At 71.7% G+C, this 24524-nt stretch carries 25 protein-coding genes; 12 read left to right on the top strand and 13 right to left on the bottom strand.

The features are described from left to right. Positions 1–50 precede the first annotated feature (50 nt). Both ACZ6C6_RS12345 and ACZ6C6_RS12340 read right to left on the bottom strand, forming a co-directional pair. Entirely contained in the window at positions 51–1694 is a 1644-nt protein-coding gene (locus ACZ6C6_RS12345; protein WP_469201786.1) for a TlrC/CarA/OleB/SrmB family ABC-F type ribosomal protection protein, read from the bottom strand. A gap of 255 nt (positions 1695–1949) precedes the next feature. Next, a complete protein-coding gene (locus tag ACZ6C6_RS12340; protein ID WP_469201784.1) occupies positions 1950–2339 on the bottom strand; it encodes a hypothetical protein in 390 nt (129 codons plus the stop codon). Positions 2340–2509: 170 nt separating this feature from the next. Here ACZ6C6_RS12340 and ACZ6C6_RS12335 point away from each other — a divergent pair, with 170 nt between their 5' ends. Then, positions 2510–3448: a YihY/virulence factor BrkB family protein gene (locus tag ACZ6C6_RS12335; protein ID WP_469201782.1), complete on the top strand. Its 939-nt coding sequence runs from the start codon at positions 2510–2512 to the stop codon at positions 3446–3448. Here the strand turns inward: ACZ6C6_RS12335 and ACZ6C6_RS12330 are convergent. Together ACZ6C6_RS12330 and ACZ6C6_RS12325 are read right to left on the bottom strand one after the other, a co-directional pair. Next, a complete protein-coding gene (locus tag ACZ6C6_RS12330) occupies positions 3435–3938 on the bottom strand; it encodes a DinB family protein (RefSeq protein ID WP_469201781.1) in 504 nt (167 codons plus the stop codon). The two genes, ACZ6C6_RS12335 and ACZ6C6_RS12330, sit on opposite strands and share 14 nt — an antisense overlap. A gap of 41 nt (positions 3939–3979) precedes the next feature. Further along, positions 3980–4276, bottom strand: coding sequence for a GNAT family N-acetyltransferase (locus ACZ6C6_RS12325; protein ID WP_469201779.1), 297 nt, complete (start codon positions 4274–4276; stop codon positions 3980–3982). Between the two features lie 140 nt (positions 4277–4416). On the opposite strand from ACZ6C6_RS12325, the gene ACZ6C6_RS12320 reads away from it, so the two are divergent. Then, the gene (locus ACZ6C6_RS12320; protein WP_469201777.1) at positions 4417–5010 is read left to right on the top strand and encodes a hypothetical protein; all 594 of its coding nucleotides are present in this window, start codon (positions 4417–4419) and stop codon (positions 5008–5010) included. An 11-nt stretch (positions 5011–5021) separates the two neighbouring features. On the opposite strand, the gene ACZ6C6_RS12315 is transcribed toward ACZ6C6_RS12320, so the two are convergent. After that, positions 5022–5393: a DUF192 domain-containing protein gene (locus ACZ6C6_RS12315; RefSeq protein WP_469201775.1), complete on the bottom strand. Its 372-nt coding sequence runs from the start codon at positions 5391–5393 to the stop codon at positions 5022–5024. An 88-nt stretch (positions 5394–5481) separates the two neighbouring features. Here ACZ6C6_RS12315 and ACZ6C6_RS12310 point away from each other — a divergent pair, with 88 nt between their 5' ends. The 4 genes from ACZ6C6_RS12310 to ACZ6C6_RS12295 all read left to right on the top strand — a co-directional run bounded on the left by ACZ6C6_RS12310 (position 5482) and on the right by ACZ6C6_RS12295 (position 8309). Continuing rightward, positions 5482–6288, top strand: a complete 807-nt coding sequence (locus ACZ6C6_RS12310) for a prepilin peptidase (RefSeq protein ID WP_469201773.1) — start codon at positions 5482–5484, stop codon at positions 6286–6288. A 96-nt stretch (positions 6289–6384) separates the two neighbouring features. Next, positions 6385–7185 carry a class I SAM-dependent methyltransferase gene (locus ACZ6C6_RS12305; protein ID WP_469201771.1) on the top strand — a complete coding sequence of 267 codons (801 nt, stop codon included), beginning with the start codon at positions 6385–6387 and terminating at the stop codon, positions 7183–7185. Positions 7186–7252: 67 nt separating this feature from the next. Further along, a complete protein-coding gene (locus ACZ6C6_RS12300) occupies positions 7253–7711 on the top strand; it encodes a hypothetical protein (RefSeq protein WP_469201769.1) in 459 nt (152 codons plus the stop codon). 64 nt (positions 7712–7775) lie between these two features. Continuing rightward, positions 7776–8309: a hypothetical protein gene (locus ACZ6C6_RS12295; RefSeq protein ID WP_469201767.1), complete on the top strand. Its 534-nt coding sequence runs from the start codon at positions 7776–7778 to the stop codon at positions 8307–8309. A gap of 272 nt (positions 8310–8581) precedes the next feature. Here ACZ6C6_RS12295 and mgrA read toward each other — a convergent pair whose 3' ends face one another. Next, a complete protein-coding gene (gene mgrA, locus ACZ6C6_RS12290; RefSeq protein ID WP_469201764.1) occupies positions 8582–9622 on the bottom strand; it encodes an L-glyceraldehyde 3-phosphate reductase in 1041 nt (346 codons plus the stop codon). A gap of 200 nt (positions 9623–9822) precedes the next feature. Here mgrA and ACZ6C6_RS12285 point away from each other — a divergent pair, with 200 nt between their 5' ends. The 4 genes from ACZ6C6_RS12285 to ACZ6C6_RS12270 all read left to right on the top strand — a co-directional run bounded on the left by ACZ6C6_RS12285 (position 9823) and on the right by ACZ6C6_RS12270 (position 14710). Beyond that, positions 9823–10584, top strand: coding sequence for an isoprenyl transferase (locus tag ACZ6C6_RS12285; RefSeq protein ID WP_469201762.1), 762 nt, complete (start codon positions 9823–9825; stop codon positions 10582–10584). A gap of 185 nt (positions 10585–10769) precedes the next feature. Beyond that, positions 10770–12092: a PhoH family protein gene (locus tag ACZ6C6_RS12280; RefSeq protein WP_161212621.1), complete on the top strand. Its 1323-nt coding sequence runs from the start codon at positions 10770–10772 to the stop codon at positions 12090–12092. A gap of 390 nt (positions 12093–12482) precedes the next feature. Beyond that, on the top strand, positions 12483–13187 hold the full coding sequence (locus tag ACZ6C6_RS12275) for an aggregation-promoting factor C-terminal-like domain-containing protein (RefSeq protein WP_469201760.1): 705 nt from the start codon (positions 12483–12485) through the stop codon (positions 13185–13187). Positions 13188–13318: 131 nt separating this feature from the next. After that, entirely contained in the window at positions 13319–14710 is a 1392-nt protein-coding gene (locus ACZ6C6_RS12270; RefSeq protein ID WP_469201758.1) for an AI-2E family transporter, read from the top strand. Positions 14711–14786: 76 nt separating this feature from the next. On the opposite strand, the gene ACZ6C6_RS12265 is transcribed toward ACZ6C6_RS12270, so the two are convergent. Further along, positions 14787–15320 carry an alkyl hydroperoxide reductase gene (locus ACZ6C6_RS12265; RefSeq protein WP_073964208.1) on the bottom strand — a complete coding sequence of 178 codons (534 nt, stop codon included), beginning with the start codon at positions 15318–15320 and terminating at the stop codon, positions 14787–14789. Positions 15321–15332: 12 nt separating this feature from the next. Then, positions 15333–15887, bottom strand: a complete 555-nt coding sequence (locus ACZ6C6_RS12260; protein ID WP_037688641.1) for a peroxiredoxin — start codon at positions 15885–15887, stop codon at positions 15333–15335. A gap of 132 nt (positions 15888–16019) precedes the next feature. On the opposite strand from ACZ6C6_RS12260, the gene ACZ6C6_RS12255 reads away from it, so the two are divergent. Next, on the top strand, positions 16020–16985 hold the full coding sequence (locus ACZ6C6_RS12255; protein WP_469201755.1) for a hydrogen peroxide-inducible genes activator: 966 nt from the start codon (positions 16020–16022) through the stop codon (positions 16983–16985). 29 nt (positions 16986–17014) lie between these two features. On the opposite strand, the gene ACZ6C6_RS12250 is transcribed toward ACZ6C6_RS12255, so the two are convergent. The 5 genes from ACZ6C6_RS12250 to ACZ6C6_RS12230 form a co-directional block, all read right to left on the bottom strand. After that, positions 17015–19411: an ABC transporter permease gene (locus ACZ6C6_RS12250; RefSeq protein WP_469201753.1), complete on the bottom strand. Its 2397-nt coding sequence runs from the start codon at positions 19409–19411 to the stop codon at positions 17015–17017. Then, positions 19408–20094 (bottom strand): ABC transporter ATP-binding protein, encoded by a 687-nt coding sequence (locus ACZ6C6_RS12245; protein ID WP_469201751.1) that lies wholly within the window; start codon positions 20092–20094, stop codon positions 19408–19410. Before ACZ6C6_RS12245 ends, ACZ6C6_RS12250 begins: the two co-directional genes overlap by 4 nt. Further along, a complete protein-coding gene (locus ACZ6C6_RS12240) occupies positions 20091–20615 on the bottom strand; it encodes a PadR family transcriptional regulator (RefSeq protein ID WP_365678084.1) in 525 nt (174 codons plus the stop codon). Before ACZ6C6_RS12240 ends, ACZ6C6_RS12245 begins: the two co-directional genes overlap by 4 nt. A gap of 105 nt (positions 20616–20720) precedes the next feature. After that, positions 20721–20978 carry a type II toxin-antitoxin system antitoxin gene (locus ACZ6C6_RS12235; protein ID WP_469201749.1) on the bottom strand — a complete coding sequence of 86 codons (258 nt, stop codon included), beginning with the start codon at positions 20976–20978 and terminating at the stop codon, positions 20721–20723. Further along, the gene (locus tag ACZ6C6_RS12230; RefSeq protein ID WP_469201747.1) at positions 20975–21946 is read right to left on the bottom strand and encodes an SPFH domain-containing protein; all 972 of its coding nucleotides are present in this window, start codon (positions 21944–21946) and stop codon (positions 20975–20977) included. Before ACZ6C6_RS12230 ends, ACZ6C6_RS12235 begins: the two co-directional genes overlap by 4 nt. A 227-nt stretch (positions 21947–22173) precedes the next feature. Between ACZ6C6_RS12230 and ACZ6C6_RS12225 the strand changes: the two genes are divergently transcribed. Next, the gene (locus tag ACZ6C6_RS12225; protein WP_469201745.1) at positions 22174–24456 is read left to right on the top strand and encodes a transglycosylase domain-containing protein; all 2283 of its coding nucleotides are present in this window, start codon (positions 22174–22176) and stop codon (positions 24454–24456) included. Positions 24457–24524: the final 68 nt, after the last annotated feature.

The following is a 24524-nucleotide window of genomic DNA, read 5'->3' as shown; positions in this document are numbered from 1 at the left end:
CCTGTGGAGGGGGCTGTTTTCCGCCATCGCGCCAGGGGTTCACCAGCCAGTCACGCCGCCTCCGTACGCTCCACCACCCGTCCACCGTCCAGTTCCAGCCGCCTCCCGCGGAAGCGCTCCCGCAGTCGCCGGTCGTGCGTGACGACGACCACCGCACCCCCGAACCCGGCCAGCGCGCCCTCCAGTTCCTCCACCAGCGCCGGGGAGAGGTGGTTCGTCGGCTCGTCCAGCAGCAGCAGGTCGACGGGTTCGCCGACCAGACGGGCCAGTTCGATCCGGCGCCGCTGCCCGTAGGACAGCTCGCCCACCCTCAGGCGCAGGTCCGCCGGGCCGAACAGGCCCAACGACAGCAGGTGTTCCGTGTGCGCGTCGAGGTCACCGCCGCGCCCGTGGGCGTAGGCCTCCGGGAGCGTCAGACCGGCCGGCCACGGCGTCTCCTCCTGCCGCAGGTGCCCGACCCGCCCCCGCGTCCGCACGGTCCCCGCGTCCGGCCGCAGCTCACCCGCGAGCACCCGCATCAGCGTCGACTTGCCGGCCCCGTTCGCCCCCGTGACCAGCAGCCGTTCCGCGCCCCCGATCCGCAGCGCGGGCACCGACAGGCGACGGCCGACGCGGATCCCGGCCAGCTCCGCCGCGATGGGGGGAGCGGACGCCTCCGCGGTGGTCACCCGGGCGGCGAACACCAGCGGATCCGGCGGCGGCGCGACCGGCCGCTCCGTGAGCCGTTCGACGCGCTCCTTCGCGTTGCGGATGCGGACCATCGCCCCGTGCCCCCGCCCCCGCGCCCGGAACCCCCCGTGCCCGAACACACTGAGCGGCACCTTGCGCGGGATCGCGTCCAGCCGGGCCACGTTGGACGCGGCCAGCTCGCGGTTGCGGGCCAGCTCGTCGCACCAGTCCGCGTACTCCCGCAGCCGGCGCCGGCGATCGGCGGCCTTCGCGGCGAGGTAGCCCTCGTAGCCGTCCCCGTACCGGGTCACCCGGCCCTCGCCGACCTCCAGGACCGTCGTGGTGACCCGTTCCAGGAACACCCGGTCGTGCGTCACCGCGAGCACCGTGCCCCGGTGCGCCCGCAGGTGGTTCTCCAGCCAGTCCACCGCCCGGTCGTCCAGGTCGTTGGTCGGCTCGTCGAGCAGCAGCAGCTCCGGCCGGGAAGCCAGCGTCCCCGCCAGCGCCAGCCGCGACCGCTCGCCGCCCGACAGGGTGGACAGCGGCCGGTCCCGGTCCAGACCGGGCAGCCCGAGACCGTGCAGGGCGATGTCCACCCGCGCGTCGGCCTCGTAACCCGCCCGCGCCTCGTACCGCGCGACCAGCCGCGCGTACGCGTCGAGCGCGGCGGCCAGCTCCGCGCCCGCCAGGCCCGCGAGCCCGGCCTCGGCCCGGCGCATCCGGGCCTCCAGCTCCCGCAGCCCGGCGAGCGCCACGTCCACCGCGTCCTGCACGGTGGCCCCGGCGGGCAGGGCGAGCGACTGGGCGAGGTAGCCCGTGCCGCCGGGCGCGACGACGGTCAGCTCACCATTGTCGGGCCGGTCGAGCCCGGCGATCAGCCGCAGCAGCGTGGACTTGCCGGCCCCGTTGTCGCCGATGACGCCGGCCCGCTCGCCGGGCCTGACGGTGAAGGTGACGTCGTCCAGCACGACGCGGTCGTCGAAGCGGCGGGTGACGTTCTGCAGTGTGAGTTGTCCGGTGTGCATGCGAAGCCCCTGATTCTCGGCCCGTGCCGATCGATGCGCGGTGGTCGGGGCGCGTCCGCGCACGCCGACGGCACACCGCGGGCGCGTGCCGGAAGGGCAGCGTCACGGAGCCGCGAAGGCGTGGGAGAGCGGATGCGCGGGAGAACGCGCTACTGCGGAGCCGGGCTCAACGCAGGCGCGGGGGGAGTATCACAGAGAACCCATGCGCACCAAGGTAGGCGGGGGCCGGGGCCTCAGCAAACGGATTCCGGTCGCTCAGCGCTCGCTTTCCGCCGAAAGCTCCGCGATGAGGTCCGGGTCGCGCATGCCGGGCAGTTCGTAGCCCCTCGCCTCGTCCCACTCGACGTCCAGGTCGTCCATGTGCACCTGCCAGTCGGCGTCCGGCAGCGCCCGGCGCAACTCCGTGACCGAATCCAGCACATGGGCGACCACCGGCAGCAGTCGGCCGGGGTCGAACGGCATCTTGGTGGAGCCGTCGAGGACGGTCCCCGGCTCCGCCGCCCGGGGGTCGTACACGTACAGGCTCTCCTCGTCCTCGTACGAGAACGACGTCTGGCGTGCGCTGACGATACGGGTGACGGCGGCCGATTCGGACCCGGTCAGCGGGGTCGCGCGGCGCGCGGTGTAGTAGAGGGAGACGCTCATGGGGGGAGCGTACGGGCGGGGTACGACAAGGAGGGGCCGACGGCTCTCCCCGGTGCGGAACGGGGTGTACCGGGCGGGAACGCGAGCAGAAGAGGAAGGGCGGGGGCGGGCCCGGCTCCGTACCCCGACGCAGCCCCGTTCACCCCGCTCACGTCCTCGGAGCCGCAACCGTGTCCAGTCAGTCCAGCGGCACCGCCGCCGGGGCCCCGCCCCACCCGCGCAGAACCTCGCAGACCGCCCCCGGCCCCCGTCCCGGAGGGCCCCGGCGCTGGCCGCTCGCGCTGCGCCGCACGCCCGTCTCGCTGTGGAACGACGACATAGCGGACTGGGCCGCGGCCCTCACGTACTACGCGATCCTCGCCCTGCTGCCCGCGCTGCTGGTGACCGTGTCCGTCATCGGGCTCGCCAGCCCCGGCGCCACCGGTGCGCTGATCGCCGACATCACCGCCCTCGCGCCCGCCGAGGCGGCGGCAGCGCTGCGCGAGCCGCTGGAGGCCGCCACCCAGCAGCGCGGCGCCGTCTGGCTGCTCGTCGCGACCGGGTCCGTCAGCGCGCTGTGGTCGGCGTCCAGCTATCTCGCGGTGTTCCGGCGGGCGCTGCACGCCATGCACGGCGTACGCGACACCCGGCCGGCGCTGCGCCAGGCGCACATCATCGTGGCGTGGGCGGTCGGGCTGCTCCTGCTGATGATGACCAGCGCGTTCGCTCTCGTGCTCACCGGGCCGCCGGCGCGCTGGGCCGGGCGCCGGCTCGGCCTGACCCATGTGGGGGACGCGGTGTGGGCGGTGCTGAAGTGGCCGCTGCTGCTGTGCCTGGTCGCCGGGCTGATCACGGTCCTCTTCCGCACCGGCCCGGCCCCGGCCCGCCGGGCCCGGCAGGCGCTGCCCGGCGGGGTGCTCGCGGCACTGCTGTGGCTGGTCGCGTCGGCGGGATTCGCGCTGTACGCCACGTACATCGGCTCCTACAGCCGGCTGTACGGCTCACTGGCGGGGCTGGTGGTGTTCCTGATCTGGGTCTGGTTCACCAACCTGGCGCTGCTGTCCGGGGCCCAGTTCAACGTCGAGCTGGACCGGGCCCGGCCTTCCGCAACACCCCTTAGTCCCCGGTGACCCCGTCCACGATCTCGCGGATGATGTCGATGTGGCCGTTGTGACGGGCCGTCTCCTCGACCAGGTGCAGCAGGATCCAGCGCAGATCGGGACTCGTGCCGTTGGAGCGCTTCCGCTCGGCCCGGGTGTCCAGACCGTGGGCCGCGACCAGCTCCCGGTAGCGGGCGCACTGCTCCTCGTACTCCCGCAGCACATCGGCCAGCGGCATGTCGACGGCGATCCGCATCTCGCGGTCCGGGTCCTCGTCCGTCCACGGGCCCTCGTCCTCGCCGCCGAGGAACACCACCTCGAACCAGTAGTACTCGACCCAGCGCAGATGGTTGACCACCCCCGCGATCGTCATCAGCGGGGAGCCGGGCAGGGGAGCGCGGACGGCGTCCTCCTGCGAGAGCCCTTCGCACTTGGCGACGGCCGTGGCGCGGGTGTAGTCGAGGAAGGTGGTCAGCTGGGTGCGCTCGTCCCATGCGGGAGGCGTATCGGTGCGTGTCATCGCCGCACAGCTTCCCGGGGCGGGACCGGGTTGTCCAACGCTTATGCCCCGGCGCGCAGGGCCGGATCCCGCAGCGCCGGGTGTTCGGGGCCGAGGAACACGGCGATGTCCGGGCCTTCCGCCGGGCCGGGCACCCGGCGCCAGCCGAGCCTCCGGTAGAGGCGCACCGCGGGCTCGGCGTCCCCCGAGGTCAGCAGCCAGCAACGGCCCCCGGGCGCGGACGCGGTGACGGACTCCAGCAGCGCGGCCGCCAGGCCGGTCCCCCGGGCGTGTGGGCTGACCGCGAGTGCGTCCACCTCCAGCGCGCCGACGAGCCAGGCCGCCGGGCGTCCGCGCACGGGCTTCCTGGACCCGGGCCCCGGACCAGGGGTTGCCCGTACGCTCGGATACCGACCACCCGCCGGCCCCCACGCCGCCGCCCCGTGCGGTGGACGCGCGCGGGGCGGGCAGCCACCACGAGTTCCGAGGTGACGCGCCGATGAGTGACGGTTTCTTCTGCTCGTACCACCTGTGCTGGAGTCGCCCCGACGCCGAGTCGCTGCTCGGTGACCTGGAGGCGGCGGGGGTGCGGGCGGACCACCCGGTCACCCGCCGCATCACCCTGATCAGCCCCGGCACCGAACCCTCCGGTACGCAGTCCTGGGTGAGCCGGGACCAACTCGTGCTGCTGGCCGGGCTGCAACGCCTCGACCGGATCGACTTCCTGCTCTGGCTGCCCGACGGCGAGGAGATACGGGCCAGGATCGGCCGGACCGACGACGGCACGGTGGAACTGCGCTTCGGCCTCGGCGCGCTGGACCGCGACGCCCGGGAACGGGTGGTCCGCGCGGTGCGCGAGGCGATCGGACGGGCCTCCCTGCTCTGCGTGGGCTTCGTGCTCGACCGCGAGGGGGCCTCGACGGCCACCGACTGGGCGGGCTTCATCGTCAAGGGGTCGGTGTACTTCGACTGCTGGCCGGACACGCTCGCGCTGCTGCCCGAAGTGGCCGCCGCCCAGCCGCAGCTGTCCGGCGTGAACTCCTTCCAGCAGTCACCGTGGGTCGTCTACGGCAGCGACGTGCCCCGCAGATAGCGCATGGGCCCCTACGGAGCCTGCTCGACCCGGACCTGTACGCCCGGCCGCAGCCCCCACGCCGTCATCGCGCCCGCCTCCGCCTCGATCACATGACGGCCGCGCGGCCGGGGCAGTCCCAGCCGGCCCGGCTTCATGGTGTGGACCGCCAGTACGTTGAACTTCCGGTCCAGGTAGGCCACATCGATCGTGAACCGCATCCGGAAGGAGTGCACGCTGCCGCACGGCGTGATCATCAGCGCCCCGTCCACCCCGTCCCGGCCGAGCAGCCCACGCGCCCGGTGCCGGTACGAGGCCGCGATCCGCAGCGGCACCCGGGTCTCGGTCACCCCGTCCCGGTCCGTGATCGTCAGGGTCCCCGCGCCATCGCGCCATCGAGCCATGGCCCGACGGTAGCGGCGCCGGCCCGCCGCCGGGCCCGAATCCACAGGCGCAACCCCCGTCCGGGGCACGCCGATTAGGATCGCCCAGGTGTACGCCATGCTGATAGGGGTCGCCGCACTCTGGGGCGCCGCGACCGGGCTCCTGGTCCCGCGCGCCGCCTACCGGTTCTCCGTTCCGCCCGGCGAACCCTGGCGGGACGCCTGCCCGGCGGGCCACCCCCTCACCGGCCCCGGCCGTGCCTGGCTCGGCGCGGCACGCTGCGGCGGGTGCGCGGAGCGGGCGATCGCGGAAGTGCCCACGGGGGCGCCCGGCGCCGTCCCGGCGGCCGGGGGCGCGCCACGGCCCGCCCCCCGATACGCCCCCCACCGCCTCGCCCCCGTCGTCACCGCGCTCGCCTGCGCCGCCCTGGCCTGGGCCACCGGTACGCGTCCCGAGCTGGCGGCCTGGCTGCTGCTCGCGCCGGTCGCCGTGCTCCTCGCGAGCATCGACCACCGCGTGCACCGGCTGCCGGACGGGCTGACCCTCCCGGCCGCCGGAGCCTCCGCCGTACTCCTGGGCCTGGCCGCGCTCCTGCCGGAACACGCGGGCTCCTGGCTCTCGGCCCTGCTCGGCGGGCTCGTCCTCGGTGCGTTCTACTTCCTGCTCTTCCTCATCAACCCGCGCGGCATGGGCTTCGGCGACGTCAAACTGGCCCTCTCCCTGGGCACGGCCCTCGGCTGGTACGGCTGGCCCGTCGTCTTCGCGGGCGGCTTCGCGGGGTTCCTGTTCGGCGCGGTGTACGGGGCGGCGCTCGTCGCACTGCGCCGCGCGGACCGCAGGACGGGCATCCCGTTCGGCCCGTTCATGATCGCGGGGGCGTTCCTGGGGCTGCTGTTCGGCGCGCTGGCGGCGTGACCACGGAGGGCTCGGCGCGCCCGGGCGCCGTTGGCGGGCGTGAGCCGACCCGTAATGCGGTCGCCGTCCCCCCGGTCCGGCTGGGACCATGGGGCCATGCCCGCAACGCCCGACGCCATCCCGCCCACGCCCCGCGAAGCCGCCCGGTTCGATGCCCTCGTCGCGGAGGCGGACCGTGTTTCCGTCGACGGGTGGGACTTCTCCTGGCTCGACGGGCGGGCCACCGAGCAGCGGCCCTCCTGGGGGTACGCGCGTGCCATGGGGGAGCGGATGGGGCGGGCGCGGGCCGCGCTCGACATCCAGACGGGCGGGGGTGAGGTGCTGGCCTCCGTGCCGGAGTTGCCGCCGCTCGCCGTCGCCACCGAGTCCTGGCCGCCGAACATCGCCCGGGCCACCGCGCTGCTGCACCCGCGCGGGGTGGCCGTCGTCGCGGACGAGGACGAGCCGCCGCTGCCGTTCGGGGACGGGGCGTTCGACCTGGTGGTCAGCCGGCATCCGGTGACCACGTGGTGGGCGGAGATCGCCCGGGTGCTGGCCCCCGGCGGCACGTACTTCTCGCAACAGGTGGGCCCCGCGAGCGTCTTCGAGCTGGTGGAGTACTTCCTCGGGCCGCAGCCCCCGGAGGTGCGCGGCGCCCGCGACCCGCAGCGGGCGCGGGCCGAGGCGGAGGCGGCCGGGCTCGACGTGGTGGACCTGCGGTCGGAGCGGCTGCGCACCGAGTTCCTGGACATCGGGGCCGTCGTCTACTTCCTGCGCAAGGTGATCTGGATGGTGCCCGGCTTCACCGTCGAGCGGTACCGGCCCCAACTCGCGGCGCTGCACCACCGCCTGGAGACCGAGGGCCCGTTCGTCGCCCACACCACCCGCTTCCTGATCGAGGCCCGCAAACCCGCGTGAGACCAACACCCCCACAGGACCCGAACAATGGCACCCTGGTCCCGAGCGCTCGGGGAAGGAGCTGGCCATGAACCTCGGCACCGACGGGGATGCCGCGCGCGGCCCGCGCCGGGGTGGCGCCGAGTGGCTCAAGGGGGCCAGGATCGTCCGCGTCCTCGGGGTCTTCTACCGCCCCGAGGGGCGAATGGGTGAGCCGGAGGCCGTCTCCTTCATCCTGGACGACGGCCAGTCGGTCCGCCTGACCTGCGCCTCCGACGGCACCCTGCACGTGGGCGCCGGCACCTGGCCGCGGCTGCCCGACTGGTGTGTGCCCGCCGCCCAGTGGGAGTTCGCCGGTCTGGCCGGTCTGCCTCAGCCCCCGGAAGGCGGCTGGACGGTGCTGAGCACGGACGAGCGCCGGGACGAGCGCGGCGAGGTCCACGAGGCCGTGATCCGCTGCGAGGGCGGCCGCTTCGTGGTCGTCGGCGGGGACACCGTGGGCGTCCGCTTCACCCGTGGCCACCGCGGCGCGGCGGCCGCTACGTGACGGAACGGCATCGGGTGGCAACTCCCGCCGCCACCTGCCGGGTTGATCTTCCATACTCGTACCCATGACCTCCGCGAGACGTACGGCCGCCCTGCTTCTGACCGCCTCCGCCCTCACCGGCTGCGGTGACGTCCGGGCCGCCCCCGGCGACGCGGCGCCGCCTCCGGCCTCGGCCGTCTCGGTCCCCGCGAGCCCGAGCGCCGCGCCCGGCACAGAGCCGAGCGCCCCGCAGGGCGGTGACGCCAACCCGCACTACGCCGAGAACCACGCCTTCCAGTCCACCCTCGACCTGTCCGACGCGGACCGCGTCCGGGGCGAGACGGAGGTGAAGCGGGTGAAGCAGGGGCTCGCCGCGCTCGCGGAAGGGGGCAAGTCCACCGAAGAGACGGTCTCGCAGGCGCTCCGCGCCCTCGGATACCCCGAGGGATCGGTCACCACGAGCACCTTCGGAACGCACCGCACCTCGTTCACCCTGACCCTCGGGACCCTCTGCGTGGACGGTTCGCTGGACGGCGTCGTCAACGGACTCGTCAACGCGGAGGCGCACGGTCGCTACATGGAGGGAACGGGCTGTGTGAAGCCCCGGGGCGGCCACTGACGAGCGGAATGTGGACATCCTGTGGACGTCTCGGGCGTGTCTCCGTTGCCGATCCCGGGCCGGACGAGGTCCCCGCAGGTCAGAGGCGTACGGCGAGCGCCGACCAGCGACCGGAGCGAAGCCTCTCACTCTCGGAGAGTAATTATTTCGCGCCGCGGCACCCAGCATCACTTACGAAGGGTTATGGTGGAAACCCCCCCTCGGGCCGGTCCGTAACCCCCCCCCACGGACCGGCCCGTTTTTTTGTGCCCGGCACCGGGCCGGGCGCGCGTTCAGCCCCGCGCGGCCCAGATGTTGGTGCCCTCGGTGTCGACGGCGAAGACGTCGATCTCCTTCAGCTCCTCGGCCGACAGCTCCGGGCCTGCCAGCGCCGCGACGTTCTCCTCCAGCTGACCCACGCTCGACGCGCCGATCAGGGCGGACGTCATCCGGCTGTCGCGCAGCACCCACTTCAGGGCCAGCTGGGCGAGCGACTGACCCCGGCGGCGCGCGATGTCGTTCAGCCCGTTCAGCCGGCGCACCACCTCCCGCGACAGCAGGTCCGGGTCCAGCGACTTGCCCTGTGTGGCCCGCGAGCCCTCCGGGATGCCGTTGAGGTACTTCCCGGTCAGCAGGCCCTGGGCCAGCGGCACGAACGAGATGCAGCCCATCCCGGCCGCCTCCAGCGTGTCCAGGAGCCCGTCCTCCTCGGTCCAGCGGTTGATCATCGAGTAGGACGGCTGGTGGATCAGGGCCGGTACGCCCATCTCCCGCAGCAGCCGCGCCGCCTCGGCGGTCTGCGCGGAGTCGTACGAGGACACCCCCACGTACAGCGCCTTGCCCTGCTGCACGGCGGAGGCCAGGGCCCCCATCGTCTCCTCCAGCGGGGTGTCCGGGTCGAAGCGGTGCGAGTAGAAGATGTCGACGTAGTCCAGGCCCATCCGCTTCAGCGAGGCGTCCAGCGACGACAGCAGGTACTTGCGCGACCCCCACTCCCCGTACGGCCCGGGGTGCATCTCGTAGCCCGCCTTGGTCGAGATCAGCAGCTCGTCCCGGTACGGGGCGAAGTCCTGGCGGAAGAGCTTGCCGAAGTTCAGCTCGGCCGAGCCGGCCGGCGGGCCGTAGTTGTTGGCCAGGTCGAAATGGGTCACACCGAGGTCGAAGGCGCGGCGCAGGATGGCCCGCTGGGAGCCGAGCGCGCGGTCGTCGCCGAAGTTGTGCCAGAGGCCGAGCGAGACGGCGGGCAGCTTGAGCCCGCTGCGTCCGCTGCGGCGGTACTCCATGGAGTCGTAGCGGGTCGCGGCGGCCTGGTAAGGGGAAGAGGAATCAGTCACGAATCTCTCCTTATCACGGACTTGTGACAGGCCGGGTTGGGTGGGTGCGGGGCCCGCGCAGTAATGTGGCCTGACGGGACTGCCATGACACGGCGGGGCGATCCGCCCCCTTCCAGTGCGGCGATCCGATCCCCAGGGGACGACCCCGGACCCCTGGCGAAGGGGCCGGCGGGCCCGCACGGAACCGAGAGGTGGACTCAGTGAACTTGCGCGACCTGGTGTACGGGCTCTACGCGCGCCGGGTGGAGGCCCGCCTCGACCACTCCCAGGTGCCCAAGCACATCGGCGTCATCCTCGACGGCAACCGGCGCTGGGCCAAGGCGTCCGGCGGCACGGCGGCCGAGGGCCACCAGGCCGGGGCCGACAAGATCAAGGAGCTCCTGGGCTGGTGCAGCGAGACCGACGTCGAGGTCGTCACGCTCTGGCTGCTGTCCACCGACAACTTCGACCGGCCCGAGTCCGAGCTGACCCCCCTGCTCGGCATCATCGAGAACACCGTGCGCGGCCTGGCCGCCGACGGCCGCTGGCGGGTCCACCACGTCGGCACGCTCGACCTGCTGCCCGCCCACACCCAGACCGTGCTCAAGGAGGCCGAGCAGGCCACCATCGGGGTCGACGGGATACTCGTCAACGTCGCCGTGGGCTACGGCGGCCGGCAGGAGATCGCCGACGCCGTGCGCTCCCTGCTCCTGGACCACTCCGCCAAGGGCACCTCCTTCGAGGACCTGGCCGAGATCGTCTCCACCGACCTGATCTCCGAGCACCTCTACACGCGCGGCCAGCCCGACCCCGACCTCGTCATCCGGACCAGCGGCGAGCAGCGCCTCTCCGGCTTCATGCTCTGGCAGAGCGCGCACTCCGAGTACTACTTCTGCGAGGTCTTCTGGCCGGCCTTCCGCCGGGTCGACTTCCTGCGGGCCCTGCGCGACTACGCCGCCCGCCACCGGCGCTACGGAGGCTGAGCCGGGGCGGGGCCCGCCTCGCAGTCCCCGGAAGAGATCCGGTCGGCATGGCCGGCCGGGTATGAGGGCATATCCCTGACAGGCCGGCGCCCGGTCGCCAACCAGGTGGGCGCCGATGACAAGCGGGATGCTCCGCGACGGCCCGCCGTCGCACGCCAGCCTCTTCCGAGGGGGTACGTCCTTCCGTGGTGACCAGCACAAAGCGCCGCCTGCCCGACAGGCGCACCTACGTCCTCGACACCAGCGTCCTGCTGGCCGATCCGAACGCCATGGCCCGCTTCGACGAGCACGAGGTCGTGCTCCCCGTCGTCGTGGTCACGGAACTGGAGGCCAAACGGCACCATCCGGAGCTCGGCTACTTCGCCCGCCAGGCCCTGCGCCTGCTGGACGACTTCCGGGTCCGCTACGGCCGGCTGGACGCGCCGATCCCCCTCGGGGATCTCGGCGGGACGCTCCGCGTCGAGCTCAACCACTCCGATCCCGGCGTCCTGCCCGCCGGCTACCGGCTGGGGGACAACGACTCACGGATCCTGGCGGTCGCGCGCAATCTCCAGGCCGAGGGGTACGACGTCACGGTCGTCTCCAAGGACCTTCCGCTGCGCATCAAGGCGTCATCGGTCGGCCTCCTCGCCGAGGAGTACCGCGCGGAGCTGGCGATCACCGACTCCGGCTGGACGGGCATGGCCGAACTGTCCCTCGCCGCCGACCAGGTGGACCTGCTCTTCACCGAGGAGACGCTGTACGTCCCCGAGGCCGCCGAGCTGCCCGTGCACACGGGCCTGGTCCTCCAGTCCGAACGCGGCAAGGCGCTCGGCCGGGTCACGCCCGAGGGCAACGTGCGGCTCGTCCGAGGCGACCGGGAGGCGTTCGGCATCCACGGCCGCAGCGCCGAACAGCGCATCGCCCTGGACCTGCTGCTCGATCAGGAGGTGGGCATCGTCTCGCTGGGCGGCCGGGCCGGCACCGGCAAGTCGGCGCTGGCGCTCTGCGCGGGGCTCGAAGCGGTGCTGGAGCGCGGGCAGCACAAGAAGGTGATGGTCTTCCGCCCGCTGTACGCGGTGGGCGGGCAGGAGCTCGGCTATCTCCCCGGCAGCGAGGCCGAGAAGATGAGCCCCTGGGCGCAGGCCGTCTTCGACACCCTCTCGGCCGTCTCCGGGCGCGAGGTCATCGAGGAGGTGCTGGGGCGCGGCATGCTGGAGATCCTGCCGCTCACCCACATCCGGGGCCGTTCCCTGCACGACGCCTTCGTGATCGTGGACGAGGCCCAGTCGCTCGAACGGAACGTCCTGCTGACCGTGTTGTCCAGGATCGGCACGAATTCCCGGGTCGTGCTCACGCATGACGTGGCCCAGCGGGACAACCTCAGGGTCGGCCGTTACGACGGAGTGGTCGCCGTGGTCGAGAAGCTGAAGGGGCACCCGCTCTTCGCTCATGTGACGCTCACGCGTTCGGAGCGTTCCCGCATCGCCGCACTGGTGACCGAAATGCTGGAGGAAGGTCAGATCTGATACGGGTTGGGACGTTGACGCCGCCCGGCGGGCCAAGCAGCCTAGCCGGGCGGCGGCGTGTTGCGGCGTCTTTTCCGTAATTCAGGTCCGCCAAACGGGGTGTGACCTTTCACACGCAACGGAGAATTGCTTCCCGCGGTCCCGTTCCGGCAGAGTCTTGCTTCCGTCAGGCCCCGCATACGGCACACCGGCACCTCCAGAGGCGCCACGCACCACACAACTCAACAACCGCCGTCCGTATGCCGCCCGCGAGCACCACGCGGCGCTCCCTCCGGGGAGTCGCCCACCGGGCCCGTGCCTTCCCGTGACCCAAGCAGTAGGGAGGCCAGTGCCAGGGGCACGATTGCGCCCGCGAGGTCACCTAAGCGGGCGATGCTGGAAGGACACCGTGTGAGCCGGATTTCGGTCCGGGGGTTCGCCGTGGCATCTGCCACCGCGGTCACCACCGTAGGCGCCGTCGTAGGCGTTGCATCGGGCAGCACCCCTGCTGCCGACGACAACAACTTCGAGGCGACCGCAGCCGACACCACGCTGCTCGCAGACATCCCCGCGGGCCAGCAGGCCCAGGTGCAGACCGCTTCGCTGACGCAGCAGGCCGACGCCCAGGCGTCCGCCGCCGACGCCGCGGCGAAGAAGTCCGCGGAAGAGACCGCCCGCGTCCAGGCCGCCAAGGACGCGAAGTCCAAGAAGCAGGCCGCCGAGGACAAGCTGGAGCGCGAGCGCGAGGCGAAGAAGAAGGAGGCCCAGGAGCGCGCAAGCCGCTCCGAGGTCCGCTCCACCTCGTTCGCCCAGCAGAGCTCGTACACCGTGGCCGAGGTCCAGGCCATGGCGCGGCAGATCGTGCCGGCCGACCAGTTCCAGTGCTTCAGCAACATCGTGAACCACGAGTCGAGCTGGAACTACCGGGCGAGCAACCCGGGCTCGGGCGCCTACGGTCTCGTACAGGCCCTCCCCGGCTCCAAGATGGCTTCGGCCGGCGCCGACTGGATGACCAACCCGGCCACCCAGATCAAGTGGGGCCTCAGCTACATGGACAACCGCTACCAGAGCCCCTGCGGTGCCTGGTCCTTCTGGCAGGCCAACCACTGGTACTAGAACCAGGGTTCACCAGCTCAACCTCGTGAAGCCCCCCACCGTCCTTCGGTGGGGGGCTTCACGCGTGTACGGTCGTGCGGAACGCTCCCGGGGGAGCGGTGGGGAGAGCGGACGGGGGTAGAGGAAGCGTTATGTCGAAACTGCCGGGGTGGCTCGGACAACTGGGTGCTGAGCTGAGCAGGCTGAGCGAGCGTCTTGACGAACGCCGGGCCGAGACGGAGGCCGACGACCCCCTGGCCGGGGGTCCGTCCGGTCCGGCCACCGCGGGGACCGGGAAGGACGAACCCGCGCACGTCGACCAGGTGCCCGCCCCGCCCAGCTACGCGCCCACCGTGGCCGCGCGGCCCGATCCGGTCGCTGCGATCCCGTGGGGGATGCGGGTCGCGGCCGAGGCGGGCTGGCGGCTGCTGGTGCTGGCGGGGACCCTGTGGGTGCTGATGCGCGTCATCAGCGCCGTGCAGCTGGTCGTGCTGGCCTTCGTCGCCGCGCTGCTCGTCACCGCGCTGCTCCAGCCGACCGTGGCCCGGCTGCGGCGCCACGGGCTGCCGAGGGGGCTGGCGACGGCCGTCACCGCGATCTCCGGCTTCGTCATCATGGGCCTGGTCGGCTGGTTCGTGGTGTGGCAGGTCATGGACAACATCGACACCCTGTCGGACAAGGTGACGAAGGGGATCGACGACCTCAAGAACTGGCTCCTGGACAGCCCGTTCCATGTGACCGACAAACAGATCAACGACATCGCCAAGAACCTCAGCGACACCGTCGGCACCAACACCGAGGCGATCACCACCGCGGGCCTCCAGGGTGTCACCGTGGTCGTGGAGTTCATGACGGGCGCGCTGCTCGCGATGTTCTCGACGCTCTTCCTGCTCTACGACGGCGCGCGCATCTGGCAGTGGGTGCTCAAGCTGGTGCCCGCGCAGGCGAGGCCCGGGGTCGCCGGGGCCGGTCCGCGCGCCTGGCGGACGCTGACCGCCTATGTGCGCGGCACGGTCATCGTGGCCCTGATCGACGCGATCTTCATCGGGCTCGGGATCTACTTCCTCAACGTGCCGATGGCGGTGCCGCTCGCCGTCTTCATCTTCCTGTTCGCCTTCATCCCGCTCGTCGGCGCGGTGGTCTCCGGGGCGCTGGCGGTGGTCGTCGCCCTCGTCACGGAGGGCGTGTTCACCGCGCTGATGGTGCTGGCTGTCGTCCTCGCCGTGCAGCAGATCGAGGGCCATGTCCTCCAGCCGTTCATCCTGGGCCGGGCGGTGCGGGTGCACCCGCTGGCCGTGGTGCTCTCGGTCGCGGCGGGCGGCATGATCGCCGGGATCGGCGGTGCGGTGGTGGCGGTGCCGCTGGTCGCGGTGACCAACACGGTGGTCGGCTATCTGCGCAGTTACGGGCAGGAGGAGTCGCGCCGCCACTCGCCGCCCCCGCACGGGTCGACGGCGCTGGACGCGGCGCCCGCCCCGGACTCCGCCGGCCCGCCGGAGAAGGCGGACAAGGGCGGGGACGAGCCGTCGCCGGACGCCTCGTAGCGCGCACGCACAGGAAGAAGGGCCCCTCGGACGGTCGGTCGTCCTCGGGGCCCTTCTCGTATTCAGGGTACGGCGCCTACTCGGCGAGCACTGCCTCGGCGTCGAGGGTCACACCCACCGCCTGGATCACCGAGGCGATCTTGACGGCTTCCTGGATGGTCTCGCGGTCCACGCCGGCCTTGCGGAGCACCTGCTCGTGCGAGTCGAGGCACTGGCCGCAGCCGTTGATCGCGGAGACGGCGAGCGACCACAGCTCGAAGTCGATCTTCTCCACGCCCGGCTTGCCGATGACGTTCATCCGCAGGCCCGCGCGCAGGTTCCCGTACTCGGGGTCCGAGAGCAGGTGGCGGGTGCGGTAGAAGACGTTGTTCATCGCCATGATGGCGGCGGCCGACTTCGCGGCGGTGTACGCCTCCGCGGAGAGGTTGGCCTTCGCCTCCGGCTCCAGCTCGCGCAGCACCTTCGGCGAGCGCGAGGCGATCGCGCAGGCCAGGACGGTGCCCCAGAGCTGCTGCTGCGGCAGCTCGCTGTTGCCGATGACCGAGCCGAGGTTCAGCTTCAGGTCCTTGGCGAAGTCCGGTATGGCGGACTTCAGTTCGTCGAGAGCCATGGGGGTATCAGCTCACTCGCCCGAGAGGAGCGCGACCGGGTCCAGGGTGTTCTCGCCCTTGGTCCAGTTGCACGGGCACAGCTCGTCGGTCTGCAGGGCGTCGAGGACCCGCAGGACCTCCTTGGGGTTACGGCCCACGGAACCGGCGGTCACCATCGTGAACTGGATCTCGTTGTTCTGGTCCACGATGAAGACGGCGCGCTGCGCGAAGCCGTCCTCGCCCTCGATGCCGAGGTCACGCATGAGCTCGTGCTTCGAGTCGGCCATCATCGGGAAGGGCAGGTCGGTCAGGTCCGGGTGGTCCTTGCGCCAGGCGTGGTGCACGAACTCGGAGTCGCCGGAGAAGCCGAGGATCTGGGCGTCACGGTCGGCGAACTCGTCGTTCAGCTTCCCGAAGGCGGCGATCTCGGTGGGGCACACGAAGGTGAAGTCCTTCGGCCACGCGAAGACGATCTTCCACTGACCCTCGTAGGTCTTGTGGTTGATCTGCTCGAACTCCTTGCCGCTCTCCAGCGACACGCAGGCGGTCAGGTCGAACTCGGGGAACTTGTCACCGACAGTGAGCACGCGCTCTCCTTGCAGCGTAGGTTCTCCCCTTTTGAGGGAGTTCCTGGGGGTTGGACGATCTCCACCTTGGCACAGAGTGCATTGATCGCGGAAATAGCTACACTCGGTCGTGATGATCGGAGGTACCTATCAGTGGTGCAGAGCAATCCGGGCAACCGGCTCAAACAGCCCAGCCTCTCGCAGTTGCGAGCCTTCGTCGCCGTCGCCGAATATCTGCACTTCCGGGACGCCGCGGCCGCAATCGGGATGAGTCAGCCCGCGCTCTCCGGGGCCGTGTCCGCGCTGGAGGAGGCACTGGGTGTCCAGCTCATCGAGCGTACGACGCGCAAGGTGCTGCTCTCGCCCGCCGGGGAACGGCTCGCGGTGCGGGCGCGGGTCGTGCTCGACGCCGTCGGCGAGCTGATGGAGGAGGCCGAGGCGGTCCGCGCCCCCTTCACCGGGGTGCTCAGGCTCGGCGTGATCCCCACCGTCGCCCCGTATCTGCTGCCGGCCGTGCTGCGGCTGGTCCACGAGCGCTACCCGGCCCTCGACCTCCAGGTGCACGAGGAGCAGACCTCCTCGCTGATCGAGGGGCTCGGCGCCGGACGGCTCGACCTGCTGCTGCTCGCCGTGCCCCTCGGAGTCCCCGGGGTCAGCGAGCTCCCACTCTTCGACGAGGACTTCGTGCTCGTCATGGACCGCGGCCACCCGCTCGGCGGGCGCGCCGACATCCCCCGCGACGCCCTCCGGAAGCTCCCGTTGCTGCTCCTGGACGAGGGGCACTGCCTGCGCGACCAGGCCCTCGACATCTGCCGCGAGGCCGGCCGTACGGAGGGCGCGCCGGTCACCACGACCGCGGCCGGGCTCTCGACGCTGGTGCAGCTGGTGGCCGGGGGCCTCGGCGTGACGCTGCTGCCGCGCACCGCGGTCACCGTCGAGACGGCCCGCAACGAGGCGCTGACCACGGGGTGCTTCGCGGACCCGGCCCCGACGCGGCGGGTGGCGCTGGCGATGCGGACCGGGGCGGCGCGGCAGGAGGAGTTCGAGGAGCTGGCGGGGGCGCTGCGCGAGGCGATGCGGGCGCTGCCGGTACGCGTGACGGAGGGCGGCCGGACGTAGATCGCGTCGTCCGGCCGCCCTCCGCGGGGTCACTCGCTGCGCAGCCCGTCCGGGCGCATCATGCGCCACAGCGGCGGCAGGGACAGCAGCGTGACCAGCAGGATGAGCGCCCCGCCCGCTCCCGCGAGAGGCAGGAACACCAGCCAGTCATCGACCTCCTTGCCGACCATCCAGCACAGCGCCGCGCCCAGCGAGAGGCCGCCGGCCACCGCCACCGCGAGCCCGATGACCACCGGGAGCGCGGTCTGCCAGAGCACCGACCAGGCGAGGGTGGTCCGCCGGGTGCCGAAGGCGACCAGCACCGAGAGCAGCCGCTTGCGCTCGCGCAGCTGTTCCAGCTGGGAGACCAGCATGGAGGCGGCGATCAGCAGCAGCGTGACCGTGGCGCCGACCTGGAGGCCGGTCTGGACGCTGGCGTACTGGCGGTCGCGTGAGACGGACGTGAGGGTGACCAGGCGCATGCCGGGGTCGATGCGGGCCGCGGTGTTGCGTACGTACTCGGCGGCGTCCGGGACGCTCTCGTCGATGCGGATCTGCGAGGCGGTGATCGCACCCGGCAGGGTGGTCGCGTCGATCGCCCCGGGGGTCACCATGATCCCCCAGCGGTCCTCACCGATCGGGTCCTTGCGGCTGACGACGGTCTTCGCGTCGGCGGGCAGCGTCCAGCGCAGCTTCCTGCCGCTCCCCGACTCGAACTCGACCTCCTTGCCCTTGCGGGCGGTCTTGTCCATCCAGCCGGCCATCTCCTTGTCGTTCCTGGGGTGCACGACGAAGGAGTCGCCGTCCTGGCAGGAGTCGATACGGGCGACCTCGCGCAGGGTGGCGCAATCGCCGACGTTCAGCGAGGTGGTGGGCTGGATGTCGTCCTCGCCGTACGTGCCGGGCTTGCTGACGTACGCCTCGACCATGCCGATGACCTGGGTGACGCCCTTGGTGGCGCGGAACTCCTTGATGGTCTCCACGGCCGCGTTGCCGCCGACCTGCTGCGACACGGCGTAGAACTGGGCGCGGCTGGGGTCCTGCCCGGTGACCTTGTTGAAGTCGGCGTTCATCGAGGCGAACAGCATCTGCACGGCCACCGCGCCGGCCACCGCCACGGTGACGCCGCTGACCGCGCGGGAGGCGGTCCCGCTGCTCAGCTGGAGCCTGCGGGTGGCGAGCTGCCAGGGCACCGGGCCGCCGCGCAGCCGGTTCACGCACGCCTCGACCAGCCACGGCAGCAGCAGGGCGAGTCCGACGAGGACCAGGATCGCGCCGGTGGCGATGGCGTACGGGTTGACGACCTCGTACTCGCCGGACTGGCCGTTGAGTGCGAGGACGCCGAGCCCGGCGAGCGGGAGCAGCAGCCGCCACCACAGACGGCGCTTGCGGGCCCGGCTGTTGCGTACGACCCCGAGCGGTTCGATGACCACGGAGCGCATCGCGGACAGCGTGACCAGCACGGCGGTCAGCGGGACGGCGAGCGCGATGAGCAGGCACAGCCGCCGGTCGGGGGCGAGGTCCGCGGGGAAGGCGCTGACGTCCCAGACCTCGATGTGGCTCACGAACTGACGCCCCACGAGGAAGAGGACGAGGCCGATGAGCACACCGAGCACGGAGCCGAACAGGGCCTCGCCCGCCGCGATCCGCCGGGTCGACCTGATGTCCGTACCGACCAGGCGCAGCGCGGCCAGCCGGCGGTCGCGGCGGTCGCCGCCGAAGCGCACGGCGGTGGCGATGAAGATGGCGACGGGTGCGAGCAGCACCACGCAGCCCATGATCACCAGCACGACGAGCAGCGGGGCGAGCGGCGGGGTCGGCTCGGGGTCGCCGTATCCGGTGACGCGGTGGCCGCCCGAGGCCGTGGTCAGGGTGTCGCTGCCGGCGTAGAACCACAGCTCGTTGGGCGACCGCAGGCCGTCGTCCGCGATGGTGCCGGTGATCCTGTACGGGTACCGCTCCTTGAGCAGAGCGTTGTCCGGGTCGTCCAGCAGGTCCTTCAGGGCGGGGGAGACGACCATCTCGCCGGCGGCGGGTATGGCGTCGATGCCCGGCGGGAGCACCGGGTGGCTGCCCTCCGCGCGCATCAGATAGCCGCTGATGCTGCGGTCGTGGTATTCGCTGTCCGCCCCGATCCGCAGGACGGAGGTGTCGGACTTCTTGCCCTGCGCGTCGGGGTTCTCGGAGATCTTCGTCTCGCTGCGGGCCGTGTCGCGGTCGTTGCGCGCGTCGAGCGCGTGCGGCACGGAGGCGGCGAGGAAGAGCAGCGTGACGCCGAGGCCGACGCCGATCGCGGTGAGCAGCGTGCGGGTCCAGCCCTCGCGCCCGCCGGCGGCGGCGAACCGGACGCCGAGGGCGAGGTCGCGCAGCCAGGGGGCGGTGCGGGATGCGCGGGCCGGCGGCGCGGGGGCGGGGGCCGGGGTCCGCTTCTCGTCCAGGAGCGTCATACGGCGTGCTCCAGGTCGAGGGCCCGGCCGTCGCGCACGGTGACGTCGCGGTCGGAGTAGGCGGCGACGCGGGCCTCATGGGTCACCAGGACCACCGCGACGTTGGAGGAGCGGGCGGCGTCGGTGAGCAGCTGCATGACGCGCTCGCCGTTGAGGGAGTCCAGCGCGCCGGTCGGCTCGTCCGCGAAGATCACCTTCGGGGACGCGGCGAGCGCGCGGGCCACGGCGACGCGCTGGCCCTGGCCGCCGGAGACCTCGCCGGGGCGCTTGGCGCCGATGTCCTCGACCTCCAGGCGCTCCATCCAGGAGCGGGCGGTGCGCTCGGCGTCCTTGCGGCGGGTGCCGCCCAGGCGGAGCGGCAGGGCGACGTTCTCCACGCAGGTGAGCTCGGGCACGAGCTGGCCGAACTGGAAGACGAACCCGAAGTCGCTGCGGCGCAGGGCGCTGCGCTCCGCGTCGGACATGGCGGACAGCTCGCGGCCGTCGTAGGTGATGGTGCCGGAGTCCGGGGTGATGATTCCGGCGAGGCAGTGCAGCAGCGTGGACTTGCCGGAGCCGGAGGGGCCCATCACGGCGACGACCTCGCCGGGGTGGACGGAGAACGACGCGCCGTCGAGGGCGGGGGTCGAGCCGTAGGTCTTGTGCAGGTCGTGCGCGGAGAGCAGGGAGCCGGCGGGGGTCACGGGGCCACCACTTTCTGGAGCTGGCCGAGGCGGGCGGCGGTCAGTTCCAGCCAGCGCAGATCGGCTTCGAGATGGAACAGGGCGTGGTCGCAGATCAGCTGGTCGGCGAGGTCGCCCCGGCGCTTGCGGTCGGTGAGGATGCGCATCAGGCGCAGGTGCTCGGAGCGCTGGGCGTCCAGCACGTCGGCCGCGTCGCGGCCGGTGAGCATGGCCAGGACGACCTTGGTGTACAGGGTCGACTGGAGGTACGGCTCCGGCTTCTCGGGCTGCGCGAGCCAGGTGGCGACATCGGTGATGCCGGCGTCCGTGATCGCGTACCGCTTGCGCTCGGGGCCACCCCCGCTCTCCACGCCGTCGACCTCGACAAGGCCGTTCTTCAGCAGCCGGGACATGGTCGAGTAGACCTGCCCGTAGTGCAGGGGGCGGTCGTGCCCGAACTTCTCGTCGAACGTCCGCTTGAGGTCGTAACCATGGCGTGGGCCGGACTCCAGGAGCCCGAGCAGGGTGTGGCCGATAGACATGCGGAGCACTCTACATGGTGTGTATACCTGCCGTGTATACCCGGGGGGTACACCCGAAAGGCGCACGTCAGAGGCCCGCCCCTCGCGGGACGGGCCTCTGACGTGTCACTCCTCGCCCGGTGGCTCCTCGGGGGCCTTCGGCGGGCGCCCCCGGCGGGGGATGGGTGCCGCGCCGCCCGGCAGCCGTCCCGTCTCGGCGAGTGCCCGGCGCAGCAGGAACTCGATCTGCGCGTTCGCGCTGCGCAGCTCGTCCGACGCCCAGCGGGCCAGCGCGTCGTACACGGCGGGGTCCAGCCGCAGCAGCATCTGCTTGCGCTGCCGCGGCCGGGCGCGGGGTGCTTCCCCCGGGCTCTCCTCGGTCACTGGTACAGCGTGCCCGTATTGAGGACCGGCTGGGCGGCGCGGTCACCGCACAGGACCACCATCAGATTGCTCACCATGGACGCCTTCCGCTCCGAGTCGAGCTCCACGATGTCCTGCTCGGCGATCCGGGTCAGCGCCATCTCGACCATGCCGACCGCGCCCTCGACGATCTGCTGGCGGGCCGCGACGACCGCGCCGGCCTGCTGGCGCTGGAGCATCGCGGAGGCGATCTCGGGGGCGTACGCGAGGTGGCTGAAGCGCGACTCGATGATCCGAACGCCCGCCGCCTGCACCCGGGCGGTCAGCTCGACAGCCAGCTTCTCGGTGATCTCCTCGGCGTTGCCCCGCAGCGACAGGCCGCCCTCCTCGTGGGCGTCGTACGGGTACTCAAGGGCGATGTGCCGGACGGCGGACTCGGTCTGGGTGGCCACGAACTCCAGGAAGTCGTCCACCTCGAAGAGTGCCTGGGCGGTGTCCTCGACCTTCCACACGACGATCGCGGCGAGTTCGATCGGGTTGCCGTAGGCGTCGTTGACCTTGAGGACGGCGGTCTCGTGGTTGCGGACCCGGGTGGAGATCTTGCGGCTGGAGGTCAGCGGGTTGACCCAGCGCAGTCCGTCGGTGCGGATGGTGCCCACGTACCGGCCGAACAGCTGGATCACCCGGGCCTCGCCCGGTGCGACCATCTTCACACCGCCCATGCAGAAGAACGAGGCGATGGCGAGCAGGACGCCCAGGACGCAGAGCGGGATGCCCACGGCGTTGTTCCCGTTCGAGCCGATGACGCCCCCGACGATGGCGAGCGCGATGCCGGCGATCACGCCGATCACGGTCAGCAGCAGGCCGAGGCCGCCGGCGATGCTGTGGGCCCTCGTCTCCCGGACCTGCGGTTCCGGCATGTCGGGCGCGTCCGGGGCGAGCCCGGCGGACGGCGTGGCGGCGGTGGTGGGGTCGTGCGGATCGGTCATGGTGGCCCCCGTCGTGGTCAGCTAGCCAGTCGCTAGCAATGTGATTACACATTAACGGTTCTCGCAACCTTGCGCACCCCTCAGGAGTCGGTTCCATCGGGGACGGGTGCTGATTCTCACGTCCGTAAAATCTCGGATCGTCGGCTTTTCGGCCTTGCCAACGGTGTTAGCTGGCAGGTCCGGGCTGAATCGGCAGAGCAGAGCAGAGAAACGGGAGCGACCAAGCGATGGGTCGAGCGGAAGCGCGACGAGCCCAGCGGCGGGCTGCGAAGAGCGGCGGCATACGCAGGCTCTTCACCTGGCGCAAACTACTGGGCACCGCCCTCGGGGTGATCCTGCTGGGCATGGGCGCCTTCGCCGTGCTCTACATAATGGTGCCCGTGCCGGAGGGCAACCCCAAGATGGAGTTGCAGGCGAACGTCTACAAGTACGCCGACGGCACCCTGCTCGCCAGGACCGGCGAGGTGAACCGCGAGATCGTGAGCCTCGCCGAGGTGCCCAAGGAGGTCCAGGACACCTTCGTCGCCGCCGAGAACAAGTCCTTCTACAAGGACCACGGCGTCGACTTCAAGGGCACCGCGCGCGGCCTGCTCAACACCCTGTCCGGCAAGGGCAAGCAGGGCGGCTCGACCATCACGCAGCAGTACGTCAAGAACTACTACCTGGACCAGGACCAGACGGTCAGCCGGAAGCTCAAGGAGCTGGTCATCTCCCTGAAGCTGGACCAGAAGAAGACCAAGAAGGAAATCCTCGCCGGCTACATCAACACCAGCTACTACGGACGCGGCGCCTGGGGCATCCAGGCCGCAGCCCAGGCGTACTACGGCGTGGACGCCAAAGACCTGAACGTCTCGCAGGGCGCCTACCTCGCCGCGCTGCTCCAGGCGCCGAGCCAGTACGACTGGGCGGTCGCCGGTCCGAACGGCAAGCGGCTCGTCAAGGCGCGCTGGGCCTACACCCTGGACAACATGGTCGAGGAGGGCTGGCTCGACTCCGGCAAGCGCCAGAAGCAGACGTTCCCGGTGCCGCACGAACCCAAGCCGCTCAACGGCACGGCCGGCCAGAAGGGCTACATCGTCCAGGCGGCCCGCGAGGCCGTGATCAAGCAGGCGGGCATCACCGAGGACCAGTTCGACCGCGGCGGCTGGACGATCACCGTCAACATCGACCAGAAGAAGCAGGCGCAGCTGGAGAAGTCGGTCGAGGCCAAGCTGCTCGACAAGCTGGACACCAAGAAGCGCAAGCTCGACCAGGACATCCAGGCGGGTGCCGCCTCGGTCGACCCGAAGACCGGCGCGGTGGTCGCGCTGTACGGCGGACGCGGCCAGAGCGAGCACTGGATCTCGAACGCCGGGCGCAGGGACTACCAGCCCGCTTCCACCTTCAAGCCGGTCATCCTCGCCTCCGCCCTCGACAACGAGTCGAAGACGCAGGACGACGAGAAGATCACCGCGAACACCCGCTACGACGGCACCAGCAAGCGCCCGGTCGTCGGCGGCGACCGGTACTTCGCGCCGGAGAACGAGGACGACCAGGACTACGGGAAGATCACCGTCCAGTCCGCGATGAACTCGTCCGTCAACTCCGTCTTCGCGCAGATGGGCGTGGACGTCGGCATGGACAAGGTGCTGGCGACCGCGGGCAAGCTCGGCATGGACGTGAAGGGGCTGGAGGCCGCACCCGCGATGACTCTCGGCTCCATGGGCGCGAGCCCGCTGGAGATGGCCGGGGTCTACGCCACGCTCGACAACCACGGCAAGCAGGTCACCCCGCAGATCGTGAAGACGGCCGTGCACCAGGGCGACGCCCCGCTCGACCTGCCCGACGCCATCGGCGACCAGGTGATCTCCCGCCAGGCGGCGGACTCCGTGACGTCCGTGCTGACCGGCGTCGTCGACGACGGTACGGCCCGCAAGTCGGTCCGCAACGCGGAGGGGCTCTCCGACAAGGACATCGCCGGCAAGACCGGTACCTCCGACGACAACAAGTCGGCCTGGTTCACCGGCTACACCTCCAACCTGGTCACCTCGGTCGGGCTGTTCGGCGAGGCCGCCTTCGACCGCACCGACGACGACGGCAAGAAGATCAAGAAGAACGCGCAGGTGACCCTCCAGGGCGCCGGTGGCGGCGGACGCGTCAACGGTGGCGGCTTCCCCGCCGAGATCTGGGCCGACTACATGGGCCACTCCGTCGGCAAGGCCCGCGAGTTCGACCTCGACACCGACATGGGCGCCGGGGTCAGCCCGCCGCCCGCGTCCCACTCGCCTAGCCCCAGCACCTCGCCCTCGGACGACCCCACGCCCTCCCACTCGCCGTCCACGTCGCCCTCTTCCGAGCCGCCGCCGGCCAGCGAGTCGCCGGAGAGCTCCCCGCCCGCCTCGCCCTCGGGCGGCCCGACGAGCGAACCGCCGCCCGACCCGTCGACCGAACCGGGCCCGGACCCCTCGTCCTCCGTGGGCCTCCCGGACCTCTCGGGGGACAGGCGGCCGGACAAAACCGACGAGCGGTGACCGGCTGATCCACGCGCCGAGGCCGATGAGGAGACAGCCCCGACCACACCGGGCATGCCGGTGAAGTC

It is taken from the genome of Streptomyces sp. NPDC041814 (assembly GCF_055590565.1).
This window is presented reverse-complemented; position numbering and strand designations above follow the sequence as displayed.